Annotated in this window: 23 protein-coding genes and 1 pseudogene; 18 read left to right on the top strand and 6 right to left on the bottom strand. The window is 53.4% G+C overall.

From position 1 onward, the window contains the following. The first annotated feature begins 163 nt into the window (after positions 1-163). Both HOJ95_14285 and HOJ95_14280 read left to right on the top strand, forming a co-directional pair. Positions 164-1,147: pseudogene (locus HOJ95_14285) on the top strand (TAXI family TRAP transporter solute-binding subunit). A gap of 75 nt (positions 1,148-1,222) precedes the next feature. After that, the gene (locus HOJ95_14280) at positions 1,223-3,232 is read left to right on the top strand and encodes a TRAP transporter fused permease subunit (protein ID MBT6395867.1); all 2,010 of its coding nucleotides are present in this window, start codon (positions 1,223-1,225) and stop codon (positions 3,230-3,232) included. A gap of 87 nt (positions 3,233-3,319) precedes the next feature. Here the strand turns inward: HOJ95_14280 and HOJ95_14275 are convergent, their stop codons facing one another. Further along, positions 3,320-4,441: a hypothetical protein gene (locus HOJ95_14275; GenBank protein MBT6395866.1), complete on the bottom strand. Its 1,122-nt coding sequence runs from the start codon at positions 4,439-4,441 to the stop codon at positions 3,320-3,322. A gap of 104 nt (positions 4,442-4,545) precedes the next feature. On the opposite strand from HOJ95_14275, the gene HOJ95_14270 reads away from it, so the two are divergent. The 13 genes from HOJ95_14270 (at position 4,546) to HOJ95_14210 (ending at position 14,552) form a co-directional block, all read left to right on the top strand. After that, complete coding sequence (locus HOJ95_14270; protein MBT6395865.1) at positions 4,546-5,625, top strand: Gfo/Idh/MocA family oxidoreductase; 1,080 nt, start codon at positions 4,546-4,548, stop codon at positions 5,623-5,625. An 81-nt stretch (positions 5,626-5,706) separates the two neighbouring features. Then, positions 5,707-6,108, top strand: a complete 402-nt coding sequence (locus HOJ95_14265) for a hypothetical protein (GenBank protein ID MBT6395864.1) — start codon at positions 5,707-5,709, stop codon at positions 6,106-6,108. Between the two features lie 38 nt (positions 6,109-6,146). Further along, positions 6,147-6,539 (top strand): hypothetical protein, encoded by a 393-nt coding sequence (locus HOJ95_14260; protein ID MBT6395863.1) that lies wholly within the window; start codon positions 6,147-6,149, stop codon positions 6,537-6,539. 297 nt (positions 6,540-6,836) lie between these two features. After that, entirely contained in the window at positions 6,837-7,325 is a 489-nt protein-coding gene (locus HOJ95_14255; GenBank protein ID MBT6395862.1) for a tripartite tricarboxylate transporter TctB family protein, read from the top strand. Continuing rightward, positions 7,326-8,807 (top strand): C4-dicarboxylate ABC transporter permease, encoded by a 1,482-nt coding sequence (locus HOJ95_14250; GenBank protein ID MBT6395861.1) that lies wholly within the window; start codon positions 7,326-7,328, stop codon positions 8,805-8,807. A gap of 34 nt (positions 8,808-8,841) precedes the next feature. Beyond that, positions 8,842-9,828, top strand: a complete 987-nt coding sequence (locus HOJ95_14245) for a tripartite tricarboxylate transporter substrate binding protein (protein MBT6395860.1) — start codon at positions 8,842-8,844, stop codon at positions 9,826-9,828. Positions 9,829-9,932: 104 nt separating this feature from the next. Further along, the gene (locus HOJ95_14240; GenBank protein MBT6395859.1) at positions 9,933-10,322 is read left to right on the top strand and encodes a carboxymuconolactone decarboxylase family protein; all 390 of its coding nucleotides are present in this window, start codon (positions 9,933-9,935) and stop codon (positions 10,320-10,322) included. An 85-nt stretch (positions 10,323-10,407) separates the two neighbouring features. Beyond that, entirely contained in the window at positions 10,408-10,809 is a 402-nt protein-coding gene (locus tag HOJ95_14235; GenBank protein MBT6395858.1) for a carboxymuconolactone decarboxylase family protein, read from the top strand. A 2-nt stretch (positions 10,810-10,811) separates the two neighbouring features. Continuing rightward, positions 10,812-11,090 (top strand): hypothetical protein, encoded by a 279-nt coding sequence (locus HOJ95_14230; protein ID MBT6395857.1) that lies wholly within the window; start codon positions 10,812-10,814, stop codon positions 11,088-11,090. A 78-nt stretch (positions 11,091-11,168) separates the two neighbouring features. Continuing rightward, positions 11,169-11,498: a carboxymuconolactone decarboxylase family protein gene (locus tag HOJ95_14225; GenBank protein ID MBT6395856.1), complete on the top strand. Its 330-nt coding sequence runs from the start codon at positions 11,169-11,171 to the stop codon at positions 11,496-11,498. Between the two features lie 125 nt (positions 11,499-11,623). After that, positions 11,624-13,966, top strand: a complete 2,343-nt coding sequence (locus tag HOJ95_14220; protein MBT6395855.1) for a molybdopterin guanine dinucleotide-containing S/N-oxide reductase — start codon at positions 11,624-11,626, stop codon at positions 13,964-13,966. 58 nt (positions 13,967-14,024) lie between these two features. After that, entirely contained in the window at positions 14,025-14,261 is a 237-nt protein-coding gene (locus tag HOJ95_14215; protein ID MBT6395854.1) for a hypothetical protein, read from the top strand. 30 nt (positions 14,262-14,291) lie between these two features. Then, the gene (locus tag HOJ95_14210; GenBank protein MBT6395853.1) at positions 14,292-14,552 is read left to right on the top strand and encodes a hypothetical protein; all 261 of its coding nucleotides are present in this window, start codon (positions 14,292-14,294) and stop codon (positions 14,550-14,552) included. 131 nt (positions 14,553-14,683) lie between these two features. Here the strand turns inward: HOJ95_14210 and HOJ95_14205 are convergent, their stop codons facing one another. Further along, the gene (locus HOJ95_14205; GenBank protein MBT6395852.1) at positions 14,684-16,396 is read right to left on the bottom strand and encodes a pentapeptide repeat-containing protein; all 1,713 of its coding nucleotides are present in this window, start codon (positions 16,394-16,396) and stop codon (positions 14,684-14,686) included. A gap of 22 nt (positions 16,397-16,418) precedes the next feature. Further along, positions 16,419-17,450, bottom strand: a complete 1,032-nt coding sequence (locus tag HOJ95_14200; protein MBT6395851.1) for a hypothetical protein — start codon at positions 17,448-17,450, stop codon at positions 16,419-16,421. 152 nt (positions 17,451-17,602) lie between these two features. On the opposite strand from HOJ95_14200, the gene HOJ95_14195 reads away from it, so the two are divergent. Together HOJ95_14195 and HOJ95_14190 are read left to right on the top strand one after the other, a co-directional pair. Further along, entirely contained in the window at positions 17,603-18,055 is a 453-nt protein-coding gene (locus HOJ95_14195; GenBank protein MBT6395850.1) for a TIGR03618 family F420-dependent PPOX class oxidoreductase, read from the top strand. Between the two features lie 7 nt (positions 18,056-18,062). Beyond that, the gene (locus HOJ95_14190) at positions 18,063-18,920 is read left to right on the top strand and encodes an SUMF1/EgtB/PvdO family nonheme iron enzyme (protein ID MBT6395849.1); all 858 of its coding nucleotides are present in this window, start codon (positions 18,063-18,065) and stop codon (positions 18,918-18,920) included. Positions 18,921-18,938: 18 nt separating this feature from the next. Here the strand turns inward: HOJ95_14190 and HOJ95_14185 are convergent, their stop codons facing one another. After that, a complete protein-coding gene (locus tag HOJ95_14185) occupies positions 18,939-21,215 on the bottom strand; it encodes a tetratricopeptide repeat protein (GenBank protein MBT6395848.1) in 2,277 nt (758 codons plus the stop codon). A gap of 1,319 nt (positions 21,216-22,534) precedes the next feature. Here HOJ95_14185 and HOJ95_14180 point away from each other — a divergent pair. After that, the gene (locus HOJ95_14180) at positions 22,535-22,966 is read left to right on the top strand and encodes a hypothetical protein (protein MBT6395847.1); all 432 of its coding nucleotides are present in this window, start codon (positions 22,535-22,537) and stop codon (positions 22,964-22,966) included. A gap of 21 nt (positions 22,967-22,987) precedes the next feature. Here the strand turns inward: HOJ95_14180 and HOJ95_14175 are convergent, their stop codons facing one another. Together HOJ95_14175 and HOJ95_14170 are read right to left on the bottom strand one after the other, a co-directional pair. Beyond that, entirely contained in the window at positions 22,988-23,257 is a 270-nt protein-coding gene (locus tag HOJ95_14175; GenBank protein ID MBT6395846.1) for a hypothetical protein, read from the bottom strand. A gap of 108 nt (positions 23,258-23,365) precedes the next feature. Further along, positions 23,366-24,027 (bottom strand): SDR family oxidoreductase (locus HOJ95_14170; protein MBT6395845.1); only part of this gene is annotated, 662 nt, incomplete at its 5' end.

Raw genomic sequence — 24,027 nt, 5'->3', positions numbered from 1 at the left:
TCCTCCTTCATTGACATCATTTGGCGCAAGTCTGTAAAATATTTATTATCAAATGTAGACATAGTTTGTTCTATCAAATGGTGATTTGGCAAACAGGGTCCGGTAGGCATCTGTGCATGGGATGCACCGGCACAACGTATAAATGCAAAAAGGGAGGTAAGTCATGCGAAAGTTTTTGACTGTTGCTGCCATCATGGCGATGGCAGCATCGTTCACGGCTGTTGAGACTGCTCAGGCGGCCAAGCAGTTCACGATTGCCATCGGAAGCGCAAGGGGAACTATGGGCCGTCTTGGTGCTGGCCTCTCTGAGCTTCTTAACAAAAAACAAGCTGGCGTTAAGTACAGCGTCGTGCCCGGCGGCGGTGGACGTGCGAATCCGGCCCGCGTTGGTAGCGGCGGAACCGATTTCGGCTACTCGTTCTCGAACTTCTCGGCCGCCGCCTATGCTGGCAAGACACCTTTCAAAAAGGCCTACCCGAACCTCAGGGGCGTCTCGACCTTTTATTCGTCCTGCTACCACCAGTATGTGGGTGCGGAACTCTATAAAGCTGGCTATAAGAATTGGAAGGCCATGGCCACCTCGAAAAAACCCCTCAACATTGCGATGTCCAAGAAGGGGACCAGCACCGAGTATGTCGCCCAGCTAGCGGTAAAGATGTACGGAACCAGCTACAAGGAACTCGTGAAGAAGGGCTTCAAGCTCACCTTCCCGGGCGCTGGCGGCATGAGCCGTGCCATTCGCTCTCGCCAGATTGACTTCTACTTCCATAACTCAGGCGACCCGAACGGCGCCGGTATCCAGGCGACTCTCGGTAGGGATCTGCGTTTAATGCAGATGGAAGACGACATGAAGAAGATGTTGAAGAGCAATGGTTTTTCAGCGTGCACAATTCCCGGCGGCATGTACAAGGGCAACCCCAATCCGACCAGCTCGATGGGGCTCAACGGCGTGCTTCTCACCACCGACAAGATGGATCCGAACGTGGTTTACAACATGCTCAAGCTCACCAAAGAGAATAAAAAGTTCCTGACAGGCGTTCATAAGATTTATGGTAGTTGGGACGCCATGAAAGCTGGCAAAGGTGTCGGCGTTCCGATGCACCCGGGCGCCAAGAGATTCTTTAAGGAAATTGGCGGCGCGATGTAATTACGGTTTTCCCTGCGTGTCCGGTCGGGGGCATCTTGTCCCCGGCCGGAGGCGCTTTTTTGGAGCAACAATATCTTGAGCCAGGCCACCGAAAAAATAAGAACCCCTCTTGAATGGATTATCCTTCTCCTCGGCGTAGGTATGTCTGTTTTTCATATTCATATCGCCTACTCGGGAGGCTATGAGGACCAGTATCAGCGCGGGGTTTCTTATCTCTTTGGCATGGCCATGATCTATCTGATCTACCGACGACCCGTCGTCAAAGGTCCATGGGGCTATGTAATTGTCGGGGTCACTTTCCTTCTGGCCGTGACATCCACGGGTTTTCCCGCTCTCTGGGACTGGAACTACTTTCAGGACCGGCTCTATTATGTCGATCCGCTTCGACCTATCGATTTTTTCTTCGGGATCACCATTATTCTTCTGACGCTTGAGGCTGCTCGACGCACCATCAACAATGCGCTCCCGCTTATTTCGCTATTTTTCGTGGTTTATTCATGGGATTGGGTAGGCCCTTATTTCCCCTGGGAGATGGCGCACAAAGGGGCCTCGTTCATGCACGTCATCGACCATCAGTACATGACCTACGATGGAATCTGGACGACGCCGATGAATGTATTCTCGGTCTATATCTTCTTATTTATTCTGTTCGGGGCATTTTTAGAAAGAATGGGCGCCTCGGAGTTTTACGTTAATCTCTCGATGGCAGTGACGGGGCATCTACGCGGTGGACCCGCCAAGGCGGCGATTTTCGCCAGCGCCATGACCGGCACCATCATGGGAAGCACCAATGCCAATGTTGTGACGACGGGCTCCTTCACCATCCCGATGATGAAGCGAACTGGATTTCGTCCCGAGACGGCAGCGGGCATCGAGACAGCCGCCTCAACCGGGGGGCAGATTATGCCGCCGGTCATGGGTGCCTCGGCCTTTCTTATCGTTGAGTTTACCGGTATTTCCTACTGGGACATCGTGAGAGTCTCGATCATTCCGGCAGCGCTTTATTTCTTTTCGGTTTACGCGCTCGTTCACTTTGAATCCAGAAAGCTCGGGCTCGTTGGCCTCCCCAAGGATCAGGTGCCCCGAGTTGGTCCCATAATGAAGGAAGGCTGGTTTTATCTACTGCCGCCGATAATTATTATCGTTGTCCTCATGACGGGCCGGCCCGTTCCCTATGCCGGCCTCTATGGAATTGGGTCGGTTATAATTCTGGCGGCCCTCAAGGGGGGGCTCGTACTCCTCAAGAAGGCGCGAGAGGAGGGTGTGACGGCTAGCGAACTCGTTCATGCCTTACTTGGCGGTGTCTGGAATATTGTCGAGGCAATGGAGCACGGAGCACGTAATTCGCTTCCTATCGCGGCCGCTGTTGGAACTGTGGGCCTCATCATGGGGGCGCTCTTTCAGAGCGGTCTCGGACTCAAGTTCGCCTCGATGGTGACATCGCTGGCGGGGGGCAGCCTTCTGTTAGGCATCTTTCTTGTGGGCGTCGCCTCGTTTGTCCTTGGTATGGGCCTTCCGACGAGCGCGGCCTATATCGTTCTATCGGTCATGGCAGTTCCCGCCATGTTGGAGCTTGGCGAGCCCGTCGGCCTCACCCTCATGGCAGCTCATCTGATCGTATTCTGGTACAGCCTGGATAGTTGCTTTACGCCGCCCGTGTGTGTTCCCGCCTATACTGCGGCTGGGATTGCGGGCGCTAATCCGTCGAAGGCCGCCTGGTCGGCGCTTATGATGGCAAAGGGCATGTATGTCATGCCGCTTATGTTCGCGTTTACACCCATTTTGGCGCTGAACCGTCCGATGGCGATTGCCGAGACGGCGGTCGCCGCTGTCTTTGGATTTACCGCGCTTGCGCAGATGATGATCGGGCATAGCTATTTTCCGCTTTCGACTCCGGTGCGCGTCATTCTCGGAGTTGCCGCAGCTTTGCTCTTCTGGCCCAAAATAGTACTTCTCGGAGTGGTGCTTCCTGGAGTGATGCTTCACGCGACGGGTGCGTTGATTCTGGGTGGTGTCTTCCTCATCCAGCGAAAGCGGCTCGCTGTTGAAGGCGAGCCTGCGCCCGCGGTCCTGGAAACTGCCTGACGCATCGGCAACCTGGATAGATTATTTCGTTCTTTAGATTAGTTGGGGATTTTACGTCCTCAACCCTTCCGGCGTGTCTTTGACGCTTTAAGAGGCCGCGAGTGAGTCGAGATTTTCCGCCAGTCCCCTTGCGCCAAGCCCCGAGCCCTCTCCGCGAGTAAAAGTTCCGCCGGTAATATCGTGGCGCCATTCGGCCATCTCGGCCTCGGCTGCAAAATGCCCAAGTTCGTGGACGCGATCACATTTCTCTAAAGTGAGCGCGAGAGCAAAGCCTACGGATTTTCCGATATAGGATTCATACGAGGCGCTGAGGATGCAAGTTTTCCCAGCCGCCTCGAGAGTGCGCGCGACCTCGGCCGCCGCCAGTGGCCCGCCGAATTTTGATATCTTGATGATGCCGACATCAAAGGCGTCCTCATCAATTAGTTTCTTGGCATCGGTAAGAGAAAACAGCGATTCATCCATTGCAACCTGGATGCCCATTTCTCGAATTTCCCTGAAAATTTCAAAACACCGAGGCTCGGAGGGCAGGAGGGGCTGCTCGAAATGCTGGACCCTCGCGGGTAAAATTCTCGTGCAAAACCGGATGACTTCCTCTGGCGTGTATCCACCGTTGGCGTCCATGCGCAGGTTGATTTTATCTCCGAAGGCTTCTTTGACTGCGAGTAGGCGCTCGGCATCGCTATCAACGTCGGCACCCACTTTGACCTTCACCGTGGAAATGCCCTGGTCGAGATATCCCTTTGTCTTTTCAACCGCCTCATCTGGCGATACGAGCCCAATGGGGCCGTCGAGTTCGAACCCGCTGCGCCGCTCGCCGCCAAATACCGAGGAAAATGGTTTTCCTGTCCTCTGGCTGCCTAGGTCGAGCAGGGCGCTTTCGACACAACAGCGGGCCGCCTGGAGTTTGGTGAAGTCGAACAGGCTGTCCACCTCGGCAGCGGGGCCGCTGGTGGTGGCGCTGGCGGCAGAGTCGATCACATCGCGCCCTTTGAGCTTTGCGGCCGCCTCTTTGATTGCGACTGTTGCGGCGGCGGGCGTTTCATCGGTGAAAATGATGGGCATCATTTCACCCCAACCCTCGTTCCCTTGATCGTCCTCAAGGCGCAGAACAGTGCGCTCAAGGAGGGTCGCGCCGCCGTAGCGGTTTCTCGACTGCTGCGCCACTTCACTGGCCATGGTCCAGACATTCGTATTTGTGATTTTCATCGAGTATCGCTCCCGGGGTCGGAGAAAAAGGGAATAAGGCGTATAATAGCGCATTCACGCAAAGGTTTTATACCCCCAGAACATCACCATTGGAGAATTTTGTCATGGAAAAGAAAGAACTTGGGGTCGCCGTCATTGGTTCGGGTCGAATCGGATCCCTTCGTGCCAACATGGCAACGCGACACCCCTCGGTGCGATTTCTTGCTATCGCGGACAAGGACCCCGAGCGGGCCAACAATCTTGCCGAGAGCGTGACGGCGAATATGTCCTCTGGCGACAACTTGGAAGTTATCTCTCATCCGGAGGTGACTACGGTCTTCGTCTCAACGCCTGAGCACGACCATGTCGAGGCCATACTCCAGGCAGTCGAACTCGGCAAACCCGTTTTTGTTGAAAAGCCCTTGGCGCTCACCGTCGAGGACGCAGATAAAATTATCGCGGCAGTAGAAAAAACTGGTGTTGAGTTACGCATTGGCTACTCGCGGCGCCATGATCGCCGCTGGATGCTCACCAAGGAGCAGATTGTCCAGGGCCGCGTCGGCGAAATTATGGGCATCACCTCGCGCGTCTACAATACGAGGGCCCAGATGCTCCAAATTCTTGAGCGCTCGCCCGAGGCTACACCGGTCATGGATGTGCTGACCTATTATGTGGACATGGCCTGTTGGTATCTTGAGGGAATCCCCCCGGTCGAGGTTGTTGCCCGGAGTAACGGGAAGGTTTTTAGGGGGCTCGGTTACGAGGCGGACGATGTGACGTGGGCCATCGTCACCTTTGCCAACGGGGCGGTGGTGAATTTGGGAATTTGCTATGCGCTGCCGGCACGCTACCCGACCTATGGGCAGAGTTCGCGCTTTGAGATTCTGGGCCAGGAGGGGGTGATACTCCTCGACGCCGACAACAAGGATAGCCTTCTTTTCACCGACAAAGGGGTGCCCCACGCTTATGTGCCCGATCATAATGTGAACCTCCTGTTCATGCAGACGAATTCTTCGGGCGATTGGGCGTTGGGCGAGTTTTGGGGACCTATTGCAAATGAGACACGCTCGTGGCTCGACCATCTGGCGACGGGAAGCCCGTGCGCTCATACAACGCTGATCGAGGGCAGGCGGACGGTCGAGGTAACGGCTGCCATTGATGAGGCGGCGAGAACAGGTGAATCTATCAAGCTGTCCGGTATTTAAATTTTTATATTGATAATTGGAAATCATTCATGACTTTTTAATTTTCATCATGAATACATCAGGACAGGGGGGAGGGTTGATATGAGGCCGAGGGAGCACGTACTAAAGGCGGCCCGGCTTGAGGCCACCCTTGAGCGGCTGGACCGCTCTGATGACGCCGAGATGATCGTCGAGGTGTGCATGTTGGCGGCTACCCACCTCCTGAATGCAGCGCTCCATGTCCGGGGGGTGACCCACGGCCATTCGGACCAGTCCCACACTATCCGCCCCCCGCTCTCATATTTTCAAAAATCACCGGAGGCAGACCTCAAGGAAGCAATGGCACCACTGGCTTCCATCGAGGGTCTTCGCCCAAAATATGTCCGGGGTGGGGAGGTATGCGGTGCGGATATCGTCGAGAAATGCCTCCTGTCTTTTAAGGATGCGCGGGCGCGTTTTATGACAATCATCGGAAGTGCGGCGGACCCTCCCGCTTGGGAGTAGACGTGGAAAAATTTGCGAATATTTAAGGAGCAAAAATTTTGAAGGCCGAGGTGCATATTCTCAAAGCAGGGCGATTTGAGGCGACCATTTTTCGTCTTGACCCGGAGGCGGACTACGAGACGATCATCTGGGCCTCGATGCACGTCTGCACGCACTGGTTAAACGCGGCATTCCATGCCAAAAGCATTACACCGGATGACTTGGATTTTGAACACACGTTTTATCTTGAAAAAATTCCGGACCAGGAGGCTTTAAGGGCGAGCCTCGATGATGAACTCCGGGGGGTGCTCAAGGCGCTTGAGGTGTTCGAGGGGCTTAGGACGACGCATGTAAGGGGGCCGGGCCCCTATGGGCCTGCCATATGCGAAATGTCGAGTGAGGCACTTGAGCGCATCAAGGACTACGGTGAAAAAGCGGTGGGGCAGGTGTAATACTTATGTCCGATATAATTAAACTATCTACTATAATAAGCGCTTGTTTTGAGTGTTCAATCTATCGAGAAGGGCACGACGATTTTTTTTGCGGATTTAGGAGCTTTTTCACCCCTCCCGCGTTCTGCTATACGCAACACTTGCCTCCCAATTTGCCCTTGAGTTCGGGGCGAAGTTGGTGGTAACGTACAAATGTCTATACAACAAACAAGAGCTTAAAAAATTTGAGCTAGTGTTTTTCTGCTCTTTGCTCATATATGAGCGAGGGCCTTTAATTTTTTCGGGATTCTTCGGCCAATGAACAGAACGAACCTGATCGTCGGTATTGTTTTCTTCCTCTTCAGTCTTGTTTACTACTTCTACCTCATCCCTACCCAAATTGTTTTATCGACCGCTGAGAGCGAGTTCGCGGGTCGTATTTTTCGGCCTGAGACATTCCCGCAAATTACGATTGCCATTTTCGGTTTTGTCAGCGTACTTCTCGCGGGAAACGCACTCAGGGAGAAGGGAGAACCCGAGTTCATGTCCGGACAGAGCAGACGCTCTTCCTTGCAGGCTTTTTTCGTTTTTATCCTTGCGGTAGTTTATGTCTACGCCCTTGAGTGGTTTGGATTTCATCTGACCTCGCCAATATTCCTGGCGGTGCTCATTATTTTCTTTGGTACGAGGGACTGGCGTTTCGTCGCCCCAGTGGCGCTGTTGACGCCAGTTGTTATCGAGCGGCTTTTCTGGTTCTCCTTCAAGGTAGTCCTTCCCGAAGGCGAATTGTTTGTAGGAGCGTCTTAAATGGAACAAGTTTTTGAAGCTATCTGGCAGGCGATCACTCTCCAGGCGCTGATCATGGTTTCGCTCGGTGTTTTTGCCGGAATTACCGTGGGTGCGATACCGGGCCTGACAAGTGTGATGGCAATAGCGGTGCTCGTTCCCTTTTCGTTTTTCATGACGCCGATAAATGGCATTCCCTTCTTGCTGGGGATTCACAAAGGTGCCCTTTTCGGAGGCTCTATTCCGTCCGTCCTGATTAACACGCCGGGCACGGCTGCTGCTGCGGCCACCTCTTTTGACGGCTACCCTCTGGCGCAAAAGGGCGAGGCCAAGAGTGCTATCCAGATGGCACTTTACTCATCGACGCTGGGCGATACATTTAGCGACATCGTTCTTATCGTAGCGGCTTTTCCGCTTGCCGCCGTGGCGCTGCTCTTTGGGCCGACCGAGTTCTTCGCCCTCATGGTGATGGGGCTGACGATTATTTCCGCAGTGACGGGTTCTTCGGTTTTAAAGGGCTTGCTCTCTATGCTTCTCGGCATCCTCGTTGGTCTCATCGGTCAGGACATCATCTCGGGCGCGGAGCGCTTCACCTTCGGCATCGGTAACATCATGGATGGTGTGGGAACCGTTCCCATGCTCATCGGCCTGTTCGCCGTCAGCGAGGTTCTGGTCCAGTCTGAAAAAAAGCTCTCCGAGCTTTCCAACAAACCCGAAACGGCCCACCTCAAGGGGGGCAAATCGCTCGATTTGAATGAACTCGTCAAAGCAAAATGGACCATCATGCGCTCCTCGCTCATCGGCACTGCCGTTGGCGCCATTCCAGGGACCGGCGCTGCCATTGCCACATTCATCAGCTACGCGCTGGCAAAACGCGGGTCCAAGAACCCTGAGGAATTTGGCAAGGGAAGCTACGAGGGGATTGCCGCCGCCGAGGCGTCCAACAGTGCAGTGGCGGGGGCGGACCTGATTCCCACGCTGGCCTTCGGCATCCCGGGCAGCGCCTCAGCCGCCATATTGATGGGCGCGTTCATGGCCCAGGGATTGAGGCCGGGGCCTAGTCTTTTTCAAGAGCACGCCGCGACCATGTACGGAATCTTCACGCTGCTTCTGCTCGGCAATCCCATCATGTTGCTTCAGGGCAAACTGTTGACCCCCCTGTTTGCCAGAATCGTCACCATACGCCAGTCGCTTCTCGTACCCATCATCCTGCTTTTCTGTGTTGTCGGCGGATTCATCTACCAGAATAGCATCGAGGATGTGAAAGTTGCTCTAATTTTTGGCTTGTTCGGATACGCTCTTCGCAAGTTGCGATTTCCACTGGCGCCTCTTGTTATCGCCTATATTCTCACCGCCTCGGCGGAGGAGTCGATGAAGCAGGCTCTGGTACTCTCTGATGGTGATTTTACGGTCTTTTTGACTCGGCCGATTTCGGGCTTTTTTATTTTACTTAGTGTAGCGCTTCTAGGAATGGCGGTTTGGAAGCGGCCTTGGGCCGACTAACAAGCTGCCTTCACTGACACAGGAGGAGTACAATATGCTGAAAAGAGGGATTTTATGGGTAGGGGCCATGGCCGCAGCCGTGGTGCTCGTAGCAGCACCCCAGGCCGGGGCGGCGAAATATCCGATTAAGCCCATCAAGGTGATTTTGGCTACCGGCGCGGGCGGCTCGCACGACATGCACTGCCGGGCGGTGGCGAGTGTTATTCACGAATACTTGGGGCAGCCTTTTCTGTGCACGATTCGCGGCGGGGCAGGGGGCAAGATCGGCATGACCGCTCTCAAACGCTCGAAGCCCGATGGCTATACCATCGCTCTCGGCTCGAACTCTCATTTTGGAATCGCGCCCCACGCGCGCGACATGGGTTTTGATCCCAAAACAGATTTCATTCCGGTTTTCCAGGTCAATGGTTCCCCATTCATGCTCGTGACAAAAAGCACGACGCCATGGAAGACTTATAAGGACCTGATCGACGACGCCAAAAAACGCCCCGGCAAGATTTCGATCTCCTCGAACGGTGCCTGGGGCTCAAGCCATCTGGGTATTATTCAGATCATGCGGGCCGCGAAAGTCAAGTTCAAGCACGTGCCCTTCCGGGGCGGCGGCAAAGCCTGGCAGGCCATGTATGGTGGCCACACGGATTTAGGTTGGGCAAACGTAACCACGGGCGGCACCTTGGGCCGGGTCAAGAGTGGCGATCTTACCTTGATCGCCACGGCGTCCAGAAAGCGCATGCCTGAGTTTCCCAATCATCCCACGTTCTATGAACTTGGGGTAGACTATGAGTATAAATCCTGGCGCGTATTCATCGCCCCCAAAGGGGTGCCCCAGGATCGCATTGCCACTCTACAGGCGGCACTTCACAAGGCTTTAAAGAGCAAAACCCTCAAAAGACTGGTCAAAAAATTCGGCGAGAAACTTGAGCCGCTATCGGGTCCCAAACTTAAGGAAGCATACTTGGGCCAGATCGATTTTTACGGCAAAGTCTTCAAAGACATGGGATTCAAGAAGAAGAAAAAATAATTTTTTTTGTTCTAACGAAATAGAATTGACGTAAACGGGCGGGGGGATTTCCTCCCGCCCGTTTATTAAGTGGGGTGCTTGCCCCAATCAAGGGAGATATTCTGGTGGATTCAGCGGAAAAACAAGCATTGATAGATCAGATGCAAGCGGACAGAGGATGGGTTCTGCCTGAGCAGGAATTCTATATCAACAAGGACCCAGAATATCACGTCAGGCAGAGCGCTCTCTACAATCATGTAATCAAACGTGAGGGGGCACTATCCGAAAAATTCAGGGAAATGATTATCATCTCCGCCCTGTGTGTACGCTTGCCCGGTATAGAGACGGAAACCTACGTCAAGAATCACATGCGCCAGGCTCTAGATTTGGGGGCAACAGAGGAGGAAATCTTCGAGGGTGTTCAATGCCTGTTTTTCCCTGCGGGCGGCCCGTCCGTTATGATGGGCATGAAGTGTCTGAATGCTGTCCTTGAGGAAAGAAAAGCTTCTTCTTGATTTGCGAAAAAAATCTCCTTTAATTGCTTCTAGTTTGAAGTGTTTGATATCGTTCTACTAAATCAACTTAACCGGAGGAAAGAAAATGGCTGATGAAACTCGCGAGGAAAAAGTTAAGCGCATTACCGATAGAATCCACAAAGACAGAGGTTTCGTCTACGATGTACTCGGCTTCGGGGCCGAGCTTGATCCCGATTATTTCGAGGTCTACTGTCAGATGCATTGGGGCTTTTTCAAGGAAAAAGACAGACACCTTGATGCGAAAACGCGCGAGTTGATCGAAATTGGCATTCTTGCTTTTAAGGGGATGAAACACGAGGTCTACACCCACACGAAAAAGGCACTTCGCCTGGGCGCGACGATGGAAGAAGCCCTTGAGGCCTTCGAGGTGGCAAGCATCGGCGGCGGCGCCCCGGTTCTCATGGAAGGTCTCTACGCCTTAAAGCGAATTCACGATGAGCAGCAGGCCGAAAAGGAAGGAAAATAATCATGGCCGGATCACAGGGAATTTCGACGGAATCGAGAATCCCGTTTTTGTCGCTCGATACCGCCGAGGGTGAATCCAAGAACGTGCTGGCGGGTGTGACAAAGCTCCTTGGGCGGGTGGCCAACTCTTATGCTGTGATGGCCCATCAGCCCTATGTGGCCAAGACGATTCTTCCGCTCACGGTCTCGCTCATGCGCGAGGGGCTGGGCACGACGCTATCGTCAAAACTCAAGGAGATGGCTGTCGTGAAGACGAGCCTTCTGAATGGCTGTGATTACTGACTGGCGCACAATACTTCCCTGGGCAGGGCGCTAGGTATCACGGATGAGCAGTTCGAGGCCATTCACTCGGATGCATATATGGACTCGCCCCACCTCTCGCCGCGCGAGAGGGCCGCTGTACTGTGGGCCGAGCACGTAACTTTGAACACGGCAAAGGCACGCGACGACGTTTTCGAGGAAGTGCATCGCCTTTATTCGGACGCCGAAGTCGTCGAGCTTACGATGGTCATCACCTATTTCAACATGCGGAACCGTTTTCAGGATGCGCTTCGAATTCCGCTGGAAACAGATGGCCGGGTGGAGAGTATTTCGAAATCACTTCACCAGAAAACCGATGACATGAAAAACTATTTCGCCGGGCTGGCCGAGAATTGGCCGGAAGAATTCCCTCAGGCGACGGAAGAATAATCCGGGGCGCCTTGCCGGAGTGGCCGGCTGGGGCGGTTTCGATTTGGCAGGGATGTTATAATCGTCAGGCAATTTAGTTTGGTAGTTATTTTTCGTAGCAGATGGGTGTGGTTAAGGAAGTGAACATGGAAGCCAAGCCAGGGACATTCGAGACTCGCCAGCATAGCTCCCACTGGGGTGCTTTCAGCGCCGAGGTGCGCGATGGCCGGATGGTGGGCACGGCCCCATTTGGAACAGATACCGATCCCTCGCCTTTAATCGAGTCGATTTCGGATGCAGTCTATTCCGAGAGCCGGGTGGCGCAGCCGATGGTGCGCGCGGGGTGGCTGGAGAAAGGCCCGGGTAGCGGTCCTGGGCGACGGGGCAGCGAGCCCTTTGTTCCCGTTTCATGGGATAAAGCCCTTGACTTGGTTGCCGCCGAGATTCGCCGCGTCAAACAAGAGCACGGCAATGAGTCGATCTTCGCTGGATCCTACGGCTGGGCCAGCGCCGGGCGTTTTCATCACGCCAAATCCCAACTCAAGCGCTTCATGAATCTCCAAGGCGGCTTCACCGATCAAACAGAAACCTACAGCAACGCTGCCGGCTCGGTCGTCATGCCCTATATCCTGGGCAACGAGAATTACATCCGGCAGACCTCCTCCTGGGACGGGTTGGTGCGCGACTCTGAATTGATCGTCTCCTTCGGGGGAATTGGCCTGAAGAACTTACAGGTAAAGCATGGTGGTGGCGGCGAGCACCGCGAGGAGAGTTTTTTACGGCAGGCTCGCGAATCTGGAGTCGAGTTCATTAACATCGCGCCCCTTCGCGATGATGTGTCAGAGTTTTTGGAGGCCCAGTGGCTAGCGCCAAGGCCCAATACTGACACCGCCCTCATGCTGGGCATCGCCCATACGCTCGCCACCGAAGGGTTGCACGATAAAGATTTCCTCGCGCGCTATTGCACGGGCTATGAGAATTTCGAGGGCTATTTAACCGGAGGCTCGGACGGTGTGCCAAAGGATGCCGAATGGGCGGCAGGAATTACGGAAATATCCCCGGATACAATTCGCTCGCTCGCCCGGCGCATGGCTAAAAAACGCACGATGATCATGACCACATGGTCTCTCCAGCGGGGAGATCATGGCGAGCAGCCCATCTGGATGACCGTCACTCTCGCCGCCATGCTGGGTCAAATTGGTCTTCCGGGCGGTGGCTTCGGATTCGGCTACGGCAGTATGGGCGGCACTGGTAATCCTGGCGCGGGCGCTCCGGGCCCACCAATGATTCCTGGCGGCGAGAATAATATCGGCAGTTCCATCCCCGTCGCGCGCATCTCCGACATGCTTCTTAATCCGGGTGGGCGCTACGACTATCGGGGCGAGGCACACACCTATCCCGAGATTCAACTTGTCTATTGGTGCGGAGGCAACCCGTTTCATCACCACCAGGATCTCAACCGCCTCATCGAGGCCTGGCAGCGCCCTGAGACGATCATCGTCCACGAGCCCTTCTGGACGGCGACAGCCCGCCACGCCGATATCGTGCTTCCGGCGACGACGAGCCTTGAGCGCAACGATATTGGCGCCTCGCCGCTAGATCGATATTTCGTCGCGATGGAAAAGGTCATTGAGCCTGTAGGGGAGGCAAGGGATGATTTTCAAATATTCTCTGAACTTGCCGGACGCTTGGGGACACGCGAGGCCTTCACCGAGGGACGCAGCGAGATGGAATGGATTAGGCATCTTTACGACATCGGCCGCGAGCGGGCGGGCGAGCGTTTGATGGAATATCCTGAGTTCGATGACCTATGGGACAAGGGCCACTTTGAGATTCCTGCTCCTGAAAAACCGCACATAATTCTTGAAAAATTCAGAGCCGACCCGATTGGGCAAGCGCTTAAAACGCAGTCGGGGAAAATCGAGATTTTCTCGAAAACCATAGACGCGTATGGCTACGATGATTGTCCGGGGCATCCCACCTGGCTAGAGCCCGCAGAATGGCTTGGCGGTGAGCAGAGCGCCCGGCATCCCCTTCACATGATTTCAAATCAACCCTCTACTCGCCTTCATAGCCAACTTGATCCCTCCGGGGTGAGTAGTGATAGCAAGATTCAAGGAAGAGAGCCTGCGCGTCTTCATCCCAAGGACGCGGCCAGGCGGGGCATCGCCGAGGGCGATATTGTGCGCATCTTTAATGATCGGGGCGCAATCCTGGCCGGGGCCGTCATCTCTGAGGACCTACGCCCAGGTGTCGTACAGATTGCCACGGGGGCCTGGTTTGACCCCATTTCACAAGGAGAAGCCAAGGACAAAGGCGCTCTCGACTGCCACGGGAACCCCAATGTCCTCACCCTCGACAAAGGGACCTCAAAGCTCGCCCAGGGGCCCATTGCCCACAGCGCGCTGGTTGAAATCGAGCGTTGGGAGGGGAAGCTCCCTGAAATTACAGTGTTCCATCAGCCAGCCACGGCAGCAGGCGATTCTTAACACGGCGTTTTTTCATATCCGAAATTTATTCAGATTATTTTCCTAGGAGGAATTCTGCGTGGACAAACCAATAAACCCATGGGATGAGAAGAGTAATCTTGAGCGCACCGATTTGCCCTCGGGTGGCTACGCCCTGACGATGGAGGCTGACACCGAGACTGTAGAGGGCCAGCACCAACTGAAAGTCGGTCGTGCCCGAATTCACGAGGTCTACTGCGATGAGCCGCCTCGTCTCGGGGGTGAGGACCGCTATCCTCAGCCGCTTACCTATATCGCCATGGGGGTGGGTTTTTGACTGCTTACCCAGCTTGCGCGGTACGCGCATATGATGAAAACCCCCTTCACCAAGGCTAGGTGCCGGGTGGGGTTCGATTGGTTCGTGCGGGGCTCGGTGCTCAGGGGAGATATCGAGTCCGGAGCCACCGCCATGCGATCTCATTTCGAGGTCGAGTCCGATGAGCCGCGCGATAAGGTGTTGAAGCTCATCCGAAACGCCAAGCGGGGCTGTTATGCCGAGGGTATGGTCTCGACCGCGATTCCTATCACGAGTACCGTTGAGCTTAACGGTGAGAGCATCACTCTCTAAGGAGAGCTGATGGCACAATCGCGTGCTCTCTTTTTGAGCTGAGCTCTTGCGGTAGATTTGGTAGGTTGACTAGAATTTACTTTCGATTTTCTTTGGAAATATTTGACACTAAAAATCCAATCCATACAGATTTAATGTGATGCTTGAGGTTCTTTCTGCGGCTTTTTTCGTGTCCTAAAAAGACCCTCGAAGCGTCTTCCCACTGTAATAAGAAGGAAAAGGAGTTGTATTGGCAGGAAGATTCGCAAGATAAGTGAGAGTCCTCGGCCCACGGCGGTGGCGGGTTCATATTTCCCAGATAACAGATAAGTAGCGTCGAGTAGGGTGAATTTTCCTGCATACAAGAATATTTCAGGCAATGAGGCCTTCGAGTTGGGGCAGGCTCCGGCCTCGCCCTCAAGTACCCCGATTCTCCTGAATGGCGAATTGTTGTGGCGCGAGCAGGGAAAACTAGCTATGTTGGCGTTTCTCTCATAGGAATGATGGATGCCGAGCAGGCCCTGGAGGAGAATCACGGCAACAAGGGCCGCCAGCATGATTTTCAGGGTATTTCCCGCCCGGACCCCGTAGCCCCCAAGCGTGCGATAGAGACCGAGCGCCCTGGCCACGATTTGCGGCCTGATGCCGCCTGATTCTCCTGTCGCCTTCAGTAATATTCTGCGTCTTCGGTATTCTAATTCGGCCCACCGGAATTTGCTGGCCTCGCTGTAGTCCAGGTTCATTGAATAGCTTTCCTTGAGTTCGCGGCATAACTCCTCAAGCCATACTAAAGTTCCCTCATCGGCGATCTCTTGAAACTCCCCGTTTTCAATACGCCCCGGAAAAACCAAATTGCCGTTTATGTCATTGGGCCAGATAACACCTGAAAACGAAATGGCTGAAAGCTTGGTGCCGAAAAAAGAGGCGCGCTCAAGGCTGAGGTTAGTAAAGGAGAGCCATGAATGCGCCGCCAATTTCAAGCTCTCAAAACTGATCGTGCTCCTTGTGTCGCACTGAAAGACCCGGAGGGGGGAGGCTTCGATTTTACCGGCAAATTGAAAGTTTCCCTGGACCTGAAGCCTCGAAAAACTTGCAGACCCGTGGAATTTGCATCCCCAAAATCCTGATTCTCCGTTGAACGAGGCGCCGGTGAACCAGGCCCCATCGCCGAAAACATTCTCGACAAATAGCGTCCGCTCCCCGAAGCGGGCTCTCTCGAATGAGGTGTCCTCTCCAAATTCGCTTCCCATATACGTCGTGTCATCGCCGAATTCAGCGCCGTCGAATATGGCTCCCCGATCGAATTTCGTGCCGAAAAAGCTTGTTTCGTGGCTGAATTTTGTTTGGATAAAAGAGGCGCCCTCGCCAAACGAGGAGCCGTCGAAAGAGGCGCCCGCATCGAATTGCGCCCCACCGAAAGAGGCGCCATCACCGAAATGGGCTTGGTCGAGTAGGGCTCTTTTGCCAAAAGTGGTCCAGTGGAAACGAGCGCCGCCCTCGAATTTTGTCCGGGTGAAACACGCGCCCTCCCCGAAGGCGGAATAATGAAAATCGACGGGTGGCACATCTTGACCATTAAAAAAGGAAAAATCGTCTGGAAAGACAAATCCCCTGCAATTCAGGCGCTCATCGAAATTGTTTTCCCGGATTTTCCTTTTATAAAGAGCGAGAAATTCCTTGAAGCGGGAGAGGAAGAACCTGTTTTTTCGTCGCTTGCCTTCGAGGTCCTCGGGGGCCCAATGGAATATGCAAAGACACTCGCCCTCCAGGGCATCGAACTCTCCTGGGTGGGGGCAGTGTTTGTCCCCTGTAAATCCCTTTTGTGAGAAATCACATCTGGGAAGATCAGATCTTTTGTCCGCCATGCTCTACTTGTCCTCGGTAAACCTAGTCCGTTCGGTAGCGGAGAGAGACGGTCTGGCTCGATTTATTCCAGGCGGGCACGACAGTTGAATGGGGCCCAGGGCGCCCGCCCGCGACGAGAAGGATGATATCTTCTGGAACGTGAATCATCGGGACCATGCTTTCATCGTCGTTCAGGTCCACCCAGTCGGGCCAATCCACCTTTCCCCCACCGTGATAACGCCCACCTAGTTTCATCAACTTGAGGGGCAGGCGCGCCTTCTCGAAAAGTATCTGCTTGACCTCATCGCGCGACAGACCAGCACGCTTAAAAACCGCGCTGTGGTCGGGGCTGATGGCGACGACCATGTTCTGGCGCATGTAGGAATTGGACATTCCCATCGAACTCATCGCCGAGGCAATGGTGGTGAGGAGCCCATCGGGCTCGGCGCTTGAATCGTCGAAGGCCTGCCTGGGCTGTTCTGCCGGATAGAGGGTGACAACGTCATCGCCCCCGGAGAACCCACGGTCAACGGCGAGCGGGTGCCATGGGCTCATCTCCTCGTTTTCCCTGATGCAGAAGGTGTATTTCACCGGACTTCCAAAACAACTCATGTCAGATATCCCCGGGAGGCCGCCCCCCAGATTCATCAAGATAAGCCTAATTGCCCGACCGATGGTGGCATTGGCACGAAATCCGGGGCCAAAGCAGCCCGAGCCTCCGTGAAGGCCAATTTTCATTGCATAGGGGCCGTTGAAGATGATCATGGGGCCGCCGGGCCCCATCGTTCCTTGAAGGCCATTAATGTTGAATTCCTCAATGAGCATGGCCTCGACGGCGCCAAGAAGGGCGGGCAGATAATCGGGCCTGCACCCCGCCATGACGGCGTGTTGGGCCACTCCCTCGACGGTGGCCTCGTTGTGGGCCGGGGGCACACCGCCCAGCGATTCATCCGGCTCGCGGCTGGTGCCGCTTAGCATCCACTCGATGCGCTCGGCGGTTGGTGTCACCACAGGTAAGCCATCCGACCAGGGGCGATCGAAAAAATATTCAAATGGGTCGGTTGTTTCATCCATGGACAGGAATCCTTTCTTCTCTCTGGTTTAGTGAAAATCTAGTTTATTTTAATGCTATAATAATGAAAACACGACTCTGGTCTTATATGAGGCCAAATATTGACCCCTTTTTCAGCGGCTGTGCGCTAGATAAATCCTCGAGAGGAGGAATCATGGCAGATCGCCCGACAGAAATGGACGATTTTTTGAACGATCCCCGGATGGTAAGGATTTCCACGACCAAGGGGGATGGTTCGCCGCATGTCGTTCCCCTTTGCTATAAATTCCATCCCGAGGACGGAACGTTTTTCATCAGCACAGGCGCGGACTCGGTTACGGTGAAGAATTTAAAGCGCAACCCGGCGGTCTCCCTTTGTATTGATGATGCCGAATTTCCATTCCGCGCGGTTATCATTGAGGGGGCGGCTGAGATTTCCGATGTTTTGGGAAAGGATCATGAGGGGCTTAAGATCATCATCGACCAGTTTTTTGGCCCGGACATGTGGGAGAAATACAAAGATGGCCCCGTTGCCCAGAAAATTAGGGTGCGACTGAAGGTGAAGCCGAATAAATGGAAATGGTGGGATTACCGAAGGAATTTGTCGGGCTCGGCGAAGATAGGATAGGGGAGAAATGAAAATATTTTCGTGGCTAAGATTTGGGCCGTTTTTCCTCGTGTTGCATGTCTTGTGGATTTTTTCGGGTGTCGGGCCGCAAACCGCCTTTGGGGCGCCCGTTGAGGGGAAGGGCAAGTACGCCGGTATGGTTCTGATTCCGGCTGGGCCGTTCACGATGGGGCGAAACGGCGGGCCTCCGGACGAGAAACCGGCACATAAGGTGCATTTGCCTGCCTATTATATCGACAAGAATCTTGTCACCTGGGTGCAGTACGCCGAATTTATTCGAAAAAAGGGGCCCACCGGGCCCAAGGGCGAAATGTATCTCGATGTCGAGGACCAGGACAATCGAATTCTTTTCGATAAGGATAGCTGGGCTGTCGAGAAGGGGTTCGAGAAATTTCCGGCCGGCGAATTGGCTTGGCATGGGGCGATTGCCTACTGCAAATGGAAGGGCAAGCGTTTACCTAGCGAGGCGGAGTGGGAAAAGGCGGCAAGAGGCACCGATGCCCGTCTCTATCCTTGGGGAAACCAAAAGCCTGCCAAGGATTTGGCTTTTTTCGGAAGCTATCGCAATGATGTGGCGCCGGTGGGTCGGTATCCCAAGGGGGCGAGCCCTTATGGTGTGCTCGACATGGCGGGCCAGGTTTGGGAATGGACGCGCTCGCTCTACCGGCCCTATCCCTACAAGCCCAAGGATGGGCGCGAGAGTTTTAAGGTGCACGATGGTCGCGTGGCGCGTGGAGGTAACACCTCAAGCGACAATGCGGGGCTCACATCGACCTCTCGGGTTCCGGTTTATCCAGAGCGTCTCGATGGGGGGCACCGTTACTTTGGCTTCAGGTGCGCCTCGAAGACAGAACTATTGCTTTAGTCTGAATACTAGCTGGCCTCAAGCGTGCTCGGCCCTGGCCTTTTCGATCGCCCAGAGAAAGAATTTTTCATGCTCACCCGGGACTTCAATATCATCTGTTAGCACTTGGTACGTTGCGAGGATTTTTTCCTTCACCAAGGCGCGCTGGGTCGGGTCCGTCCCGAACCTGATACTGAGGTCCACATATTCCTCTGGCGATGAAGCCACGCAATCCATTACGCCCATCTTTCGATATATGCCATAAAGATACCGACCTCGTAAAAACTTATCCGGCATGGTGACCAAAGGGGTCCCCATAGTGAAAGTCTCAAAAGCCGTGTTCCCACCATTGTAGTGAATGGGGTCAAGGGCGACATCACATAGAGAGATTAAATTGAGCAAATCCTCCCTCGGCATTCCGGGGAGGATGCGAATTCGATCAATCCCGTCTGGAATCGATTTCTCGAACCGGCTCATCAACATTTCACTCCTCTTGCCCGAGGACGTATCGACCAACAATAAAATTCCCTTTGGGTCCTGCCGGAGAATTTCATTCAATATCGTATCGAAATCAGGGTGGAATTTCAAGAGATTCTGGAAGCACGAATAAATGTTGTCAGACGAATCGAGACCGAAGTGGGTTCTGTCTTTAAGGGGAGAGGGTAGGTCGGGGCGGTAATAAGAGGGCAGTGAATCGATGAGGTAAAGCTCCTCCCGGTAATGCGCCTGCGCATTATCGATCTCGGCCATCTTACTTGAGATGAAATAATCCATGTTCGGAATCCCTGACGTGACGGGGAATCCATGTGAGGTGCACTGGACGGGAGCCAAGCGGAAAAAAGGTAGGAAGTAATTCAAGGAATCCGAGCCTGCCTCGTAATAATAGAGTAAATCAAACGCTCTTTCCCTGATGATTTCCGCAGCCTTACAAAAATCGAAAGGAATGATGCAGTAGTCTGAAATTTGGGCGTGAATCTTATTTGAAATCGTTGTGCGGGCTTTTTCAGTACATATAATTGAAATTTTCATTTTTTCGGGGGATAAATTATTCAGTACTCTGCCAAATGTCCGTAAGAAAATTCCTTCATGCTTATCTGTCACAACTACCCCTATTCTCGGGGTGCCCGATGAAGCGGGGGGCTGGTGGCAAGGGAAGGAATTGGCAAACAAATCGGCATATTTTGAACGAATTTCCAAATCGTTCCGTCCGTGATATGCAAAAAAGAAGGGCGGCTCTTTTGCCCATTGCTGAATATCCCTAAGTTCTAACTGATTAGTCTGCAAGCTTAATTCATTTATGGTTTTTTCTAGTTGAGAGCGACATCTGTCAATTTCTTGGACATCCATCATTATCGGAGGGCAGATAGTGCTTTTAATAAGCTTGAGCAGCGGATTGTCCGGTAAACTATCGATGGCTCGATCATAGCTCGACACGGCCTCGTCGGTCCGAGCTTGGTTTTGAAGCATATTCGCCATAAGTATATGGGCTTCGGTAAATTTAGGCTTAAGGCGAACGGCTTCCTGACAGCAAGCCATCGCCTCCTTAATTTGGTTCTTGTGAAAAAGAGCTTGCGCAAGATTGTAGTGGGCATCGAAATGGTCGGGTTGCTGGCGAAGGACTTCCCTGAAAATTTCCTCAGCTTCCGAGGCTTTTTCCTGATCCCATAAAATTACGCCTATGTTGTGGTTTGCTTCGATGTAATTGGGGTTGAGGCGAAGGGCCTCACGAAAAGATACGATTGCCTCATCTAGTTGGCCGCTTTCTTTGAGGGCGAGGCCTAAATTATGGTGGATTTCGGCGATTTCCGGATTAAGGCGAATCCCTTGGCGCAAACTCTCGACAGCCTCCTGAAGCCGCCCCAGCGCTTTGAGGGCATTGCCTAAATTGTTGTGCGGATGAACGAAATCGGGGTTGAGCCTGATGGCCTCCCGAAAACTACCGGTCGCCTCCTCCATAAGGTTCAGCCCCATCAAAGCCTCTCCCTTGTTGTTGTGCGCATCGAAGAAGCCAGGATTGATTTCAAGGGCAACGCGGCAACTCTCCAGGGCGTCTTCGAATGATCCTCCCTTTATCTGAACAAGGGCGAGATTGCACAAATAAACGTGCTCGGATGGATTTGCCGCCACAGCCCGAGAAATGTAGTCGATGGCAAGCGTGGCATTTTCGCTCTGGTAGGCGAGCATGCCGAGAAAATGCAGCGCCTCATGGTGGTCTGGTTTTAAGGCAAGAAGCTCCTGGCAAGCTTTCTCGGCCTCCTCTTTTCTGCCAGCCCCATAATGAACAAGGGCAGTTTCCATCGAAAGGTTAGGGTTCAATTGAGTCAATTCCTGAATTTATTTGCCATTTTGACAGGTCGGCAAATTTGCTCGTTATTGAAGGGCGAGTGAAAAATATCTCTAAGAAGAAAACACCGGGCTCTCAACAAGAATCATACGGCCATACGATACCATCCTTTTTGATTTGGCCATTCAGTTTAATAAAAAAATACAGAATTTCCCACATATTATTGGAACAATAATAATTTAGCACCCCATACTCATTCCAGGCCAGAAAGTTTTCTCAAGAACTAATTCGAAGATAGAAAGTTGCTATATGCTCCGGCAGCGGACGTTATTGTGGTTATTTGGACTTGCGGGTGTGGCGATGAACGCAATATTACCTGAGATTTTGATTACGCGTGAGGCATAAATTCCTCTCTCAATTAAAGGGGTCCCTTAGAGAGAAGTTTAAATAGGGGGTAAGAGAAAAATTTACGAGAGGAAGTATCGTAGATTTAACTTTATTTGTGAAAAGAGCTAGAAGGGACCATTAACAATATTTCCTCGCAGTGGTTCCTCGGGTTTAGCACCCATGATCAGAACTGCTGGAGGTAGAGGGTCTAGACCATCCTTGGCCCGGGTGTTCTGGAAATCATTTGCAGTCGAATTGTTTGTCTGAGATCTCTTTATTACAGATTTCTCTTGGCAGGGTAATCACGCTATTTTCAAGCGGATGTATTCAGGAGTTCGCCACGCGCAGAGTCGGCATCCGAGACAGGAGGGGGGCCTCCGCTCTCGAGTTGTTGAGCGGCTTCAAGACTTGCCTCAGTCGCAGTCGCGGGTGCATTTTGCTCGGTTGGGGGAGGGGCAGCCTGAACTGGGGGGGGGCTTACCGATGAGACTTCCATGATTGTCTATCCTTTCTGATGCATTTTTAAAGAGGTCCGTATGGTCGATTTGCTCGTGAAAACCAATTTAAGGCCAGATAGCCTGAGCAGGGAGAGCGCCAACAGAGGAGTTCTCCTCACATGCAAACTAACTTTCGGCCAGGGCACTTATGTTATGAACTTGTAAGGAAAGAGTAATTTTTTGATTTATTGAAGTTGTGTTTACGCCATTAAATTTGCTTAAACGCTGTATTTAAAAGCTTAGGTTATCTTTTCAGCGGGCCACACTCGGATGGTGTAGAATAAAGGCTAAAGCTATGGGAGAGCACACTTGAGCAAGGTTAATTTGGTATCGATAGAATTTGGAGTGGATGAATGATACGTGTTTGTTTAAAAAAAATGTCTTTACTGAGGCTAACCGCACTGAGGTCGGTCGCAAGGTGTTTGGTGGTATTGGTACTGGCCACCGCCCTTGGGGGGTGCGCTTTGATGGAGAACAAACTTGAATCCATCGAGGTCAGCCTCGTGGATGTGGCCCCAAATGGCATTACGCTACTTGAGCAGCGCTTCGAGGTAACCATCAGGGTACGCAATCCAAATGAGGTCGCCATTGCCGCGACGGGCCTGCGCTTCACCCTCGAATTGAATGGCGTGCGTTTCTTGAGAGGACTCTCAAGCGGAGCCTTTAAGGTGCCTCGGCTGGGCGAGATCCTTGTTAAGACGCACGCCACGATATCTGCTTTTGACATGCTTCAGCAGATCGCCGTCCTTGGTAGGGGGCGGAGCTTCACCTACCGCCTCAAAGGAACCCTATTCAGGGACGAATTTCTCCGCCCCCGGCTCCCTTTCGAGAACCAGGGCCGCCTCGATCTTCCTGGCCTTCTTGGTGCGGTCAAGGAGCCTGCTGGGGGCAATCGCTAGCCAATTTCTTGTAGCGAAACCCTACTTTTTATAGCCCTTGCCCATGATACATTTCTCAAACGGCACGCCCGCCGTGGACGTATAGGTGCGCTTGGAGACATATGCCACCGGCTTCTCGTCAAGGCCTTTACCCTCGTACATCAGTCCGCCCGCGCCGGCGCACTCTTTCAGGTCGGCCGCCGCCTGCTTCATTCCCACGCCTGTCTTCGACCAGGTGGTCGTCGAATTGGCGCAGCCCACGGCGAATCCGGCAAGAATCGCCACGAGGACTATTTTTCGGCAATTGCGCATTTCAAAATTCTCCTCTTAAGAACAATATTCATGAATTACCGTACTTTTGAAACTGTTTAGGTAATATAAACCATTTTGGAGAGCAGATCGAGAGTGAATTGTAATTTCTTAGACCGCCAGATATCCTCCGTCCACTACCAGATTATGTCCGTGCACATAGGTCGAGCGCCCGGAGGCGAGGAACATGATGGCCTCGGCAATCTCCTCAGGCTCCCCGAAGCGGGGCAGGGGCATCTGGGCGGTGCGGTGGCTCTCAATTGTGGGGTCGGCCGCGATGAGCTCGCGCATCCCCTCGGTCATGATGGGGCCCGGCGCCACCGCGTTCACATTAATGTTCTCGGCCGCCAGATCAAAGGCCAGCGCCCGCGCCATGTTCACCACCGCGCCCTTGCAGGTGCAGTAGACTGAAAAATTTGGCGCCGCCGCAAAGCCGAATGTCGAGGAGATAAGAATCACCTTGCCGGCGCCTCTTTTTCGGAACTCGGGCACCGCTCGCTGGACCGAGAGAAAATAACCCTTCACGTTCACCGAGAGCGCAAGGTCCAGATCTGCCTCGGTCACCTCCATCATCGGCTTTGTCGGCCTGTGAATAGCGCCCGCCACAAGAATGTCGAGCCCACCGTATGCCCGGGAAGTCTCTTTGATCATCTTTTCAATATCGGCGAGCTTGCCGCAGTCGGCGGTGATGCCCGTCATCTGCCCGCCCGCGTCTTTAATCTCAGCGGCCAGCGCCGCCAGCCGGTCTCCGTCGAGATCGGCCACCGCCACCT

Source organism: Nitrospinaceae bacterium (genome assembly GCA_018669005.1).
Classification (GTDB): domain Bacteria; phylum UBA8248; class UBA8248; order UBA8248; family UBA8248; genus UBA8248.
The sequence above is the reverse complement of the archived record's forward strand: the minus strand, read 5'-3'. Positions and strand labels throughout refer to the sequence as shown.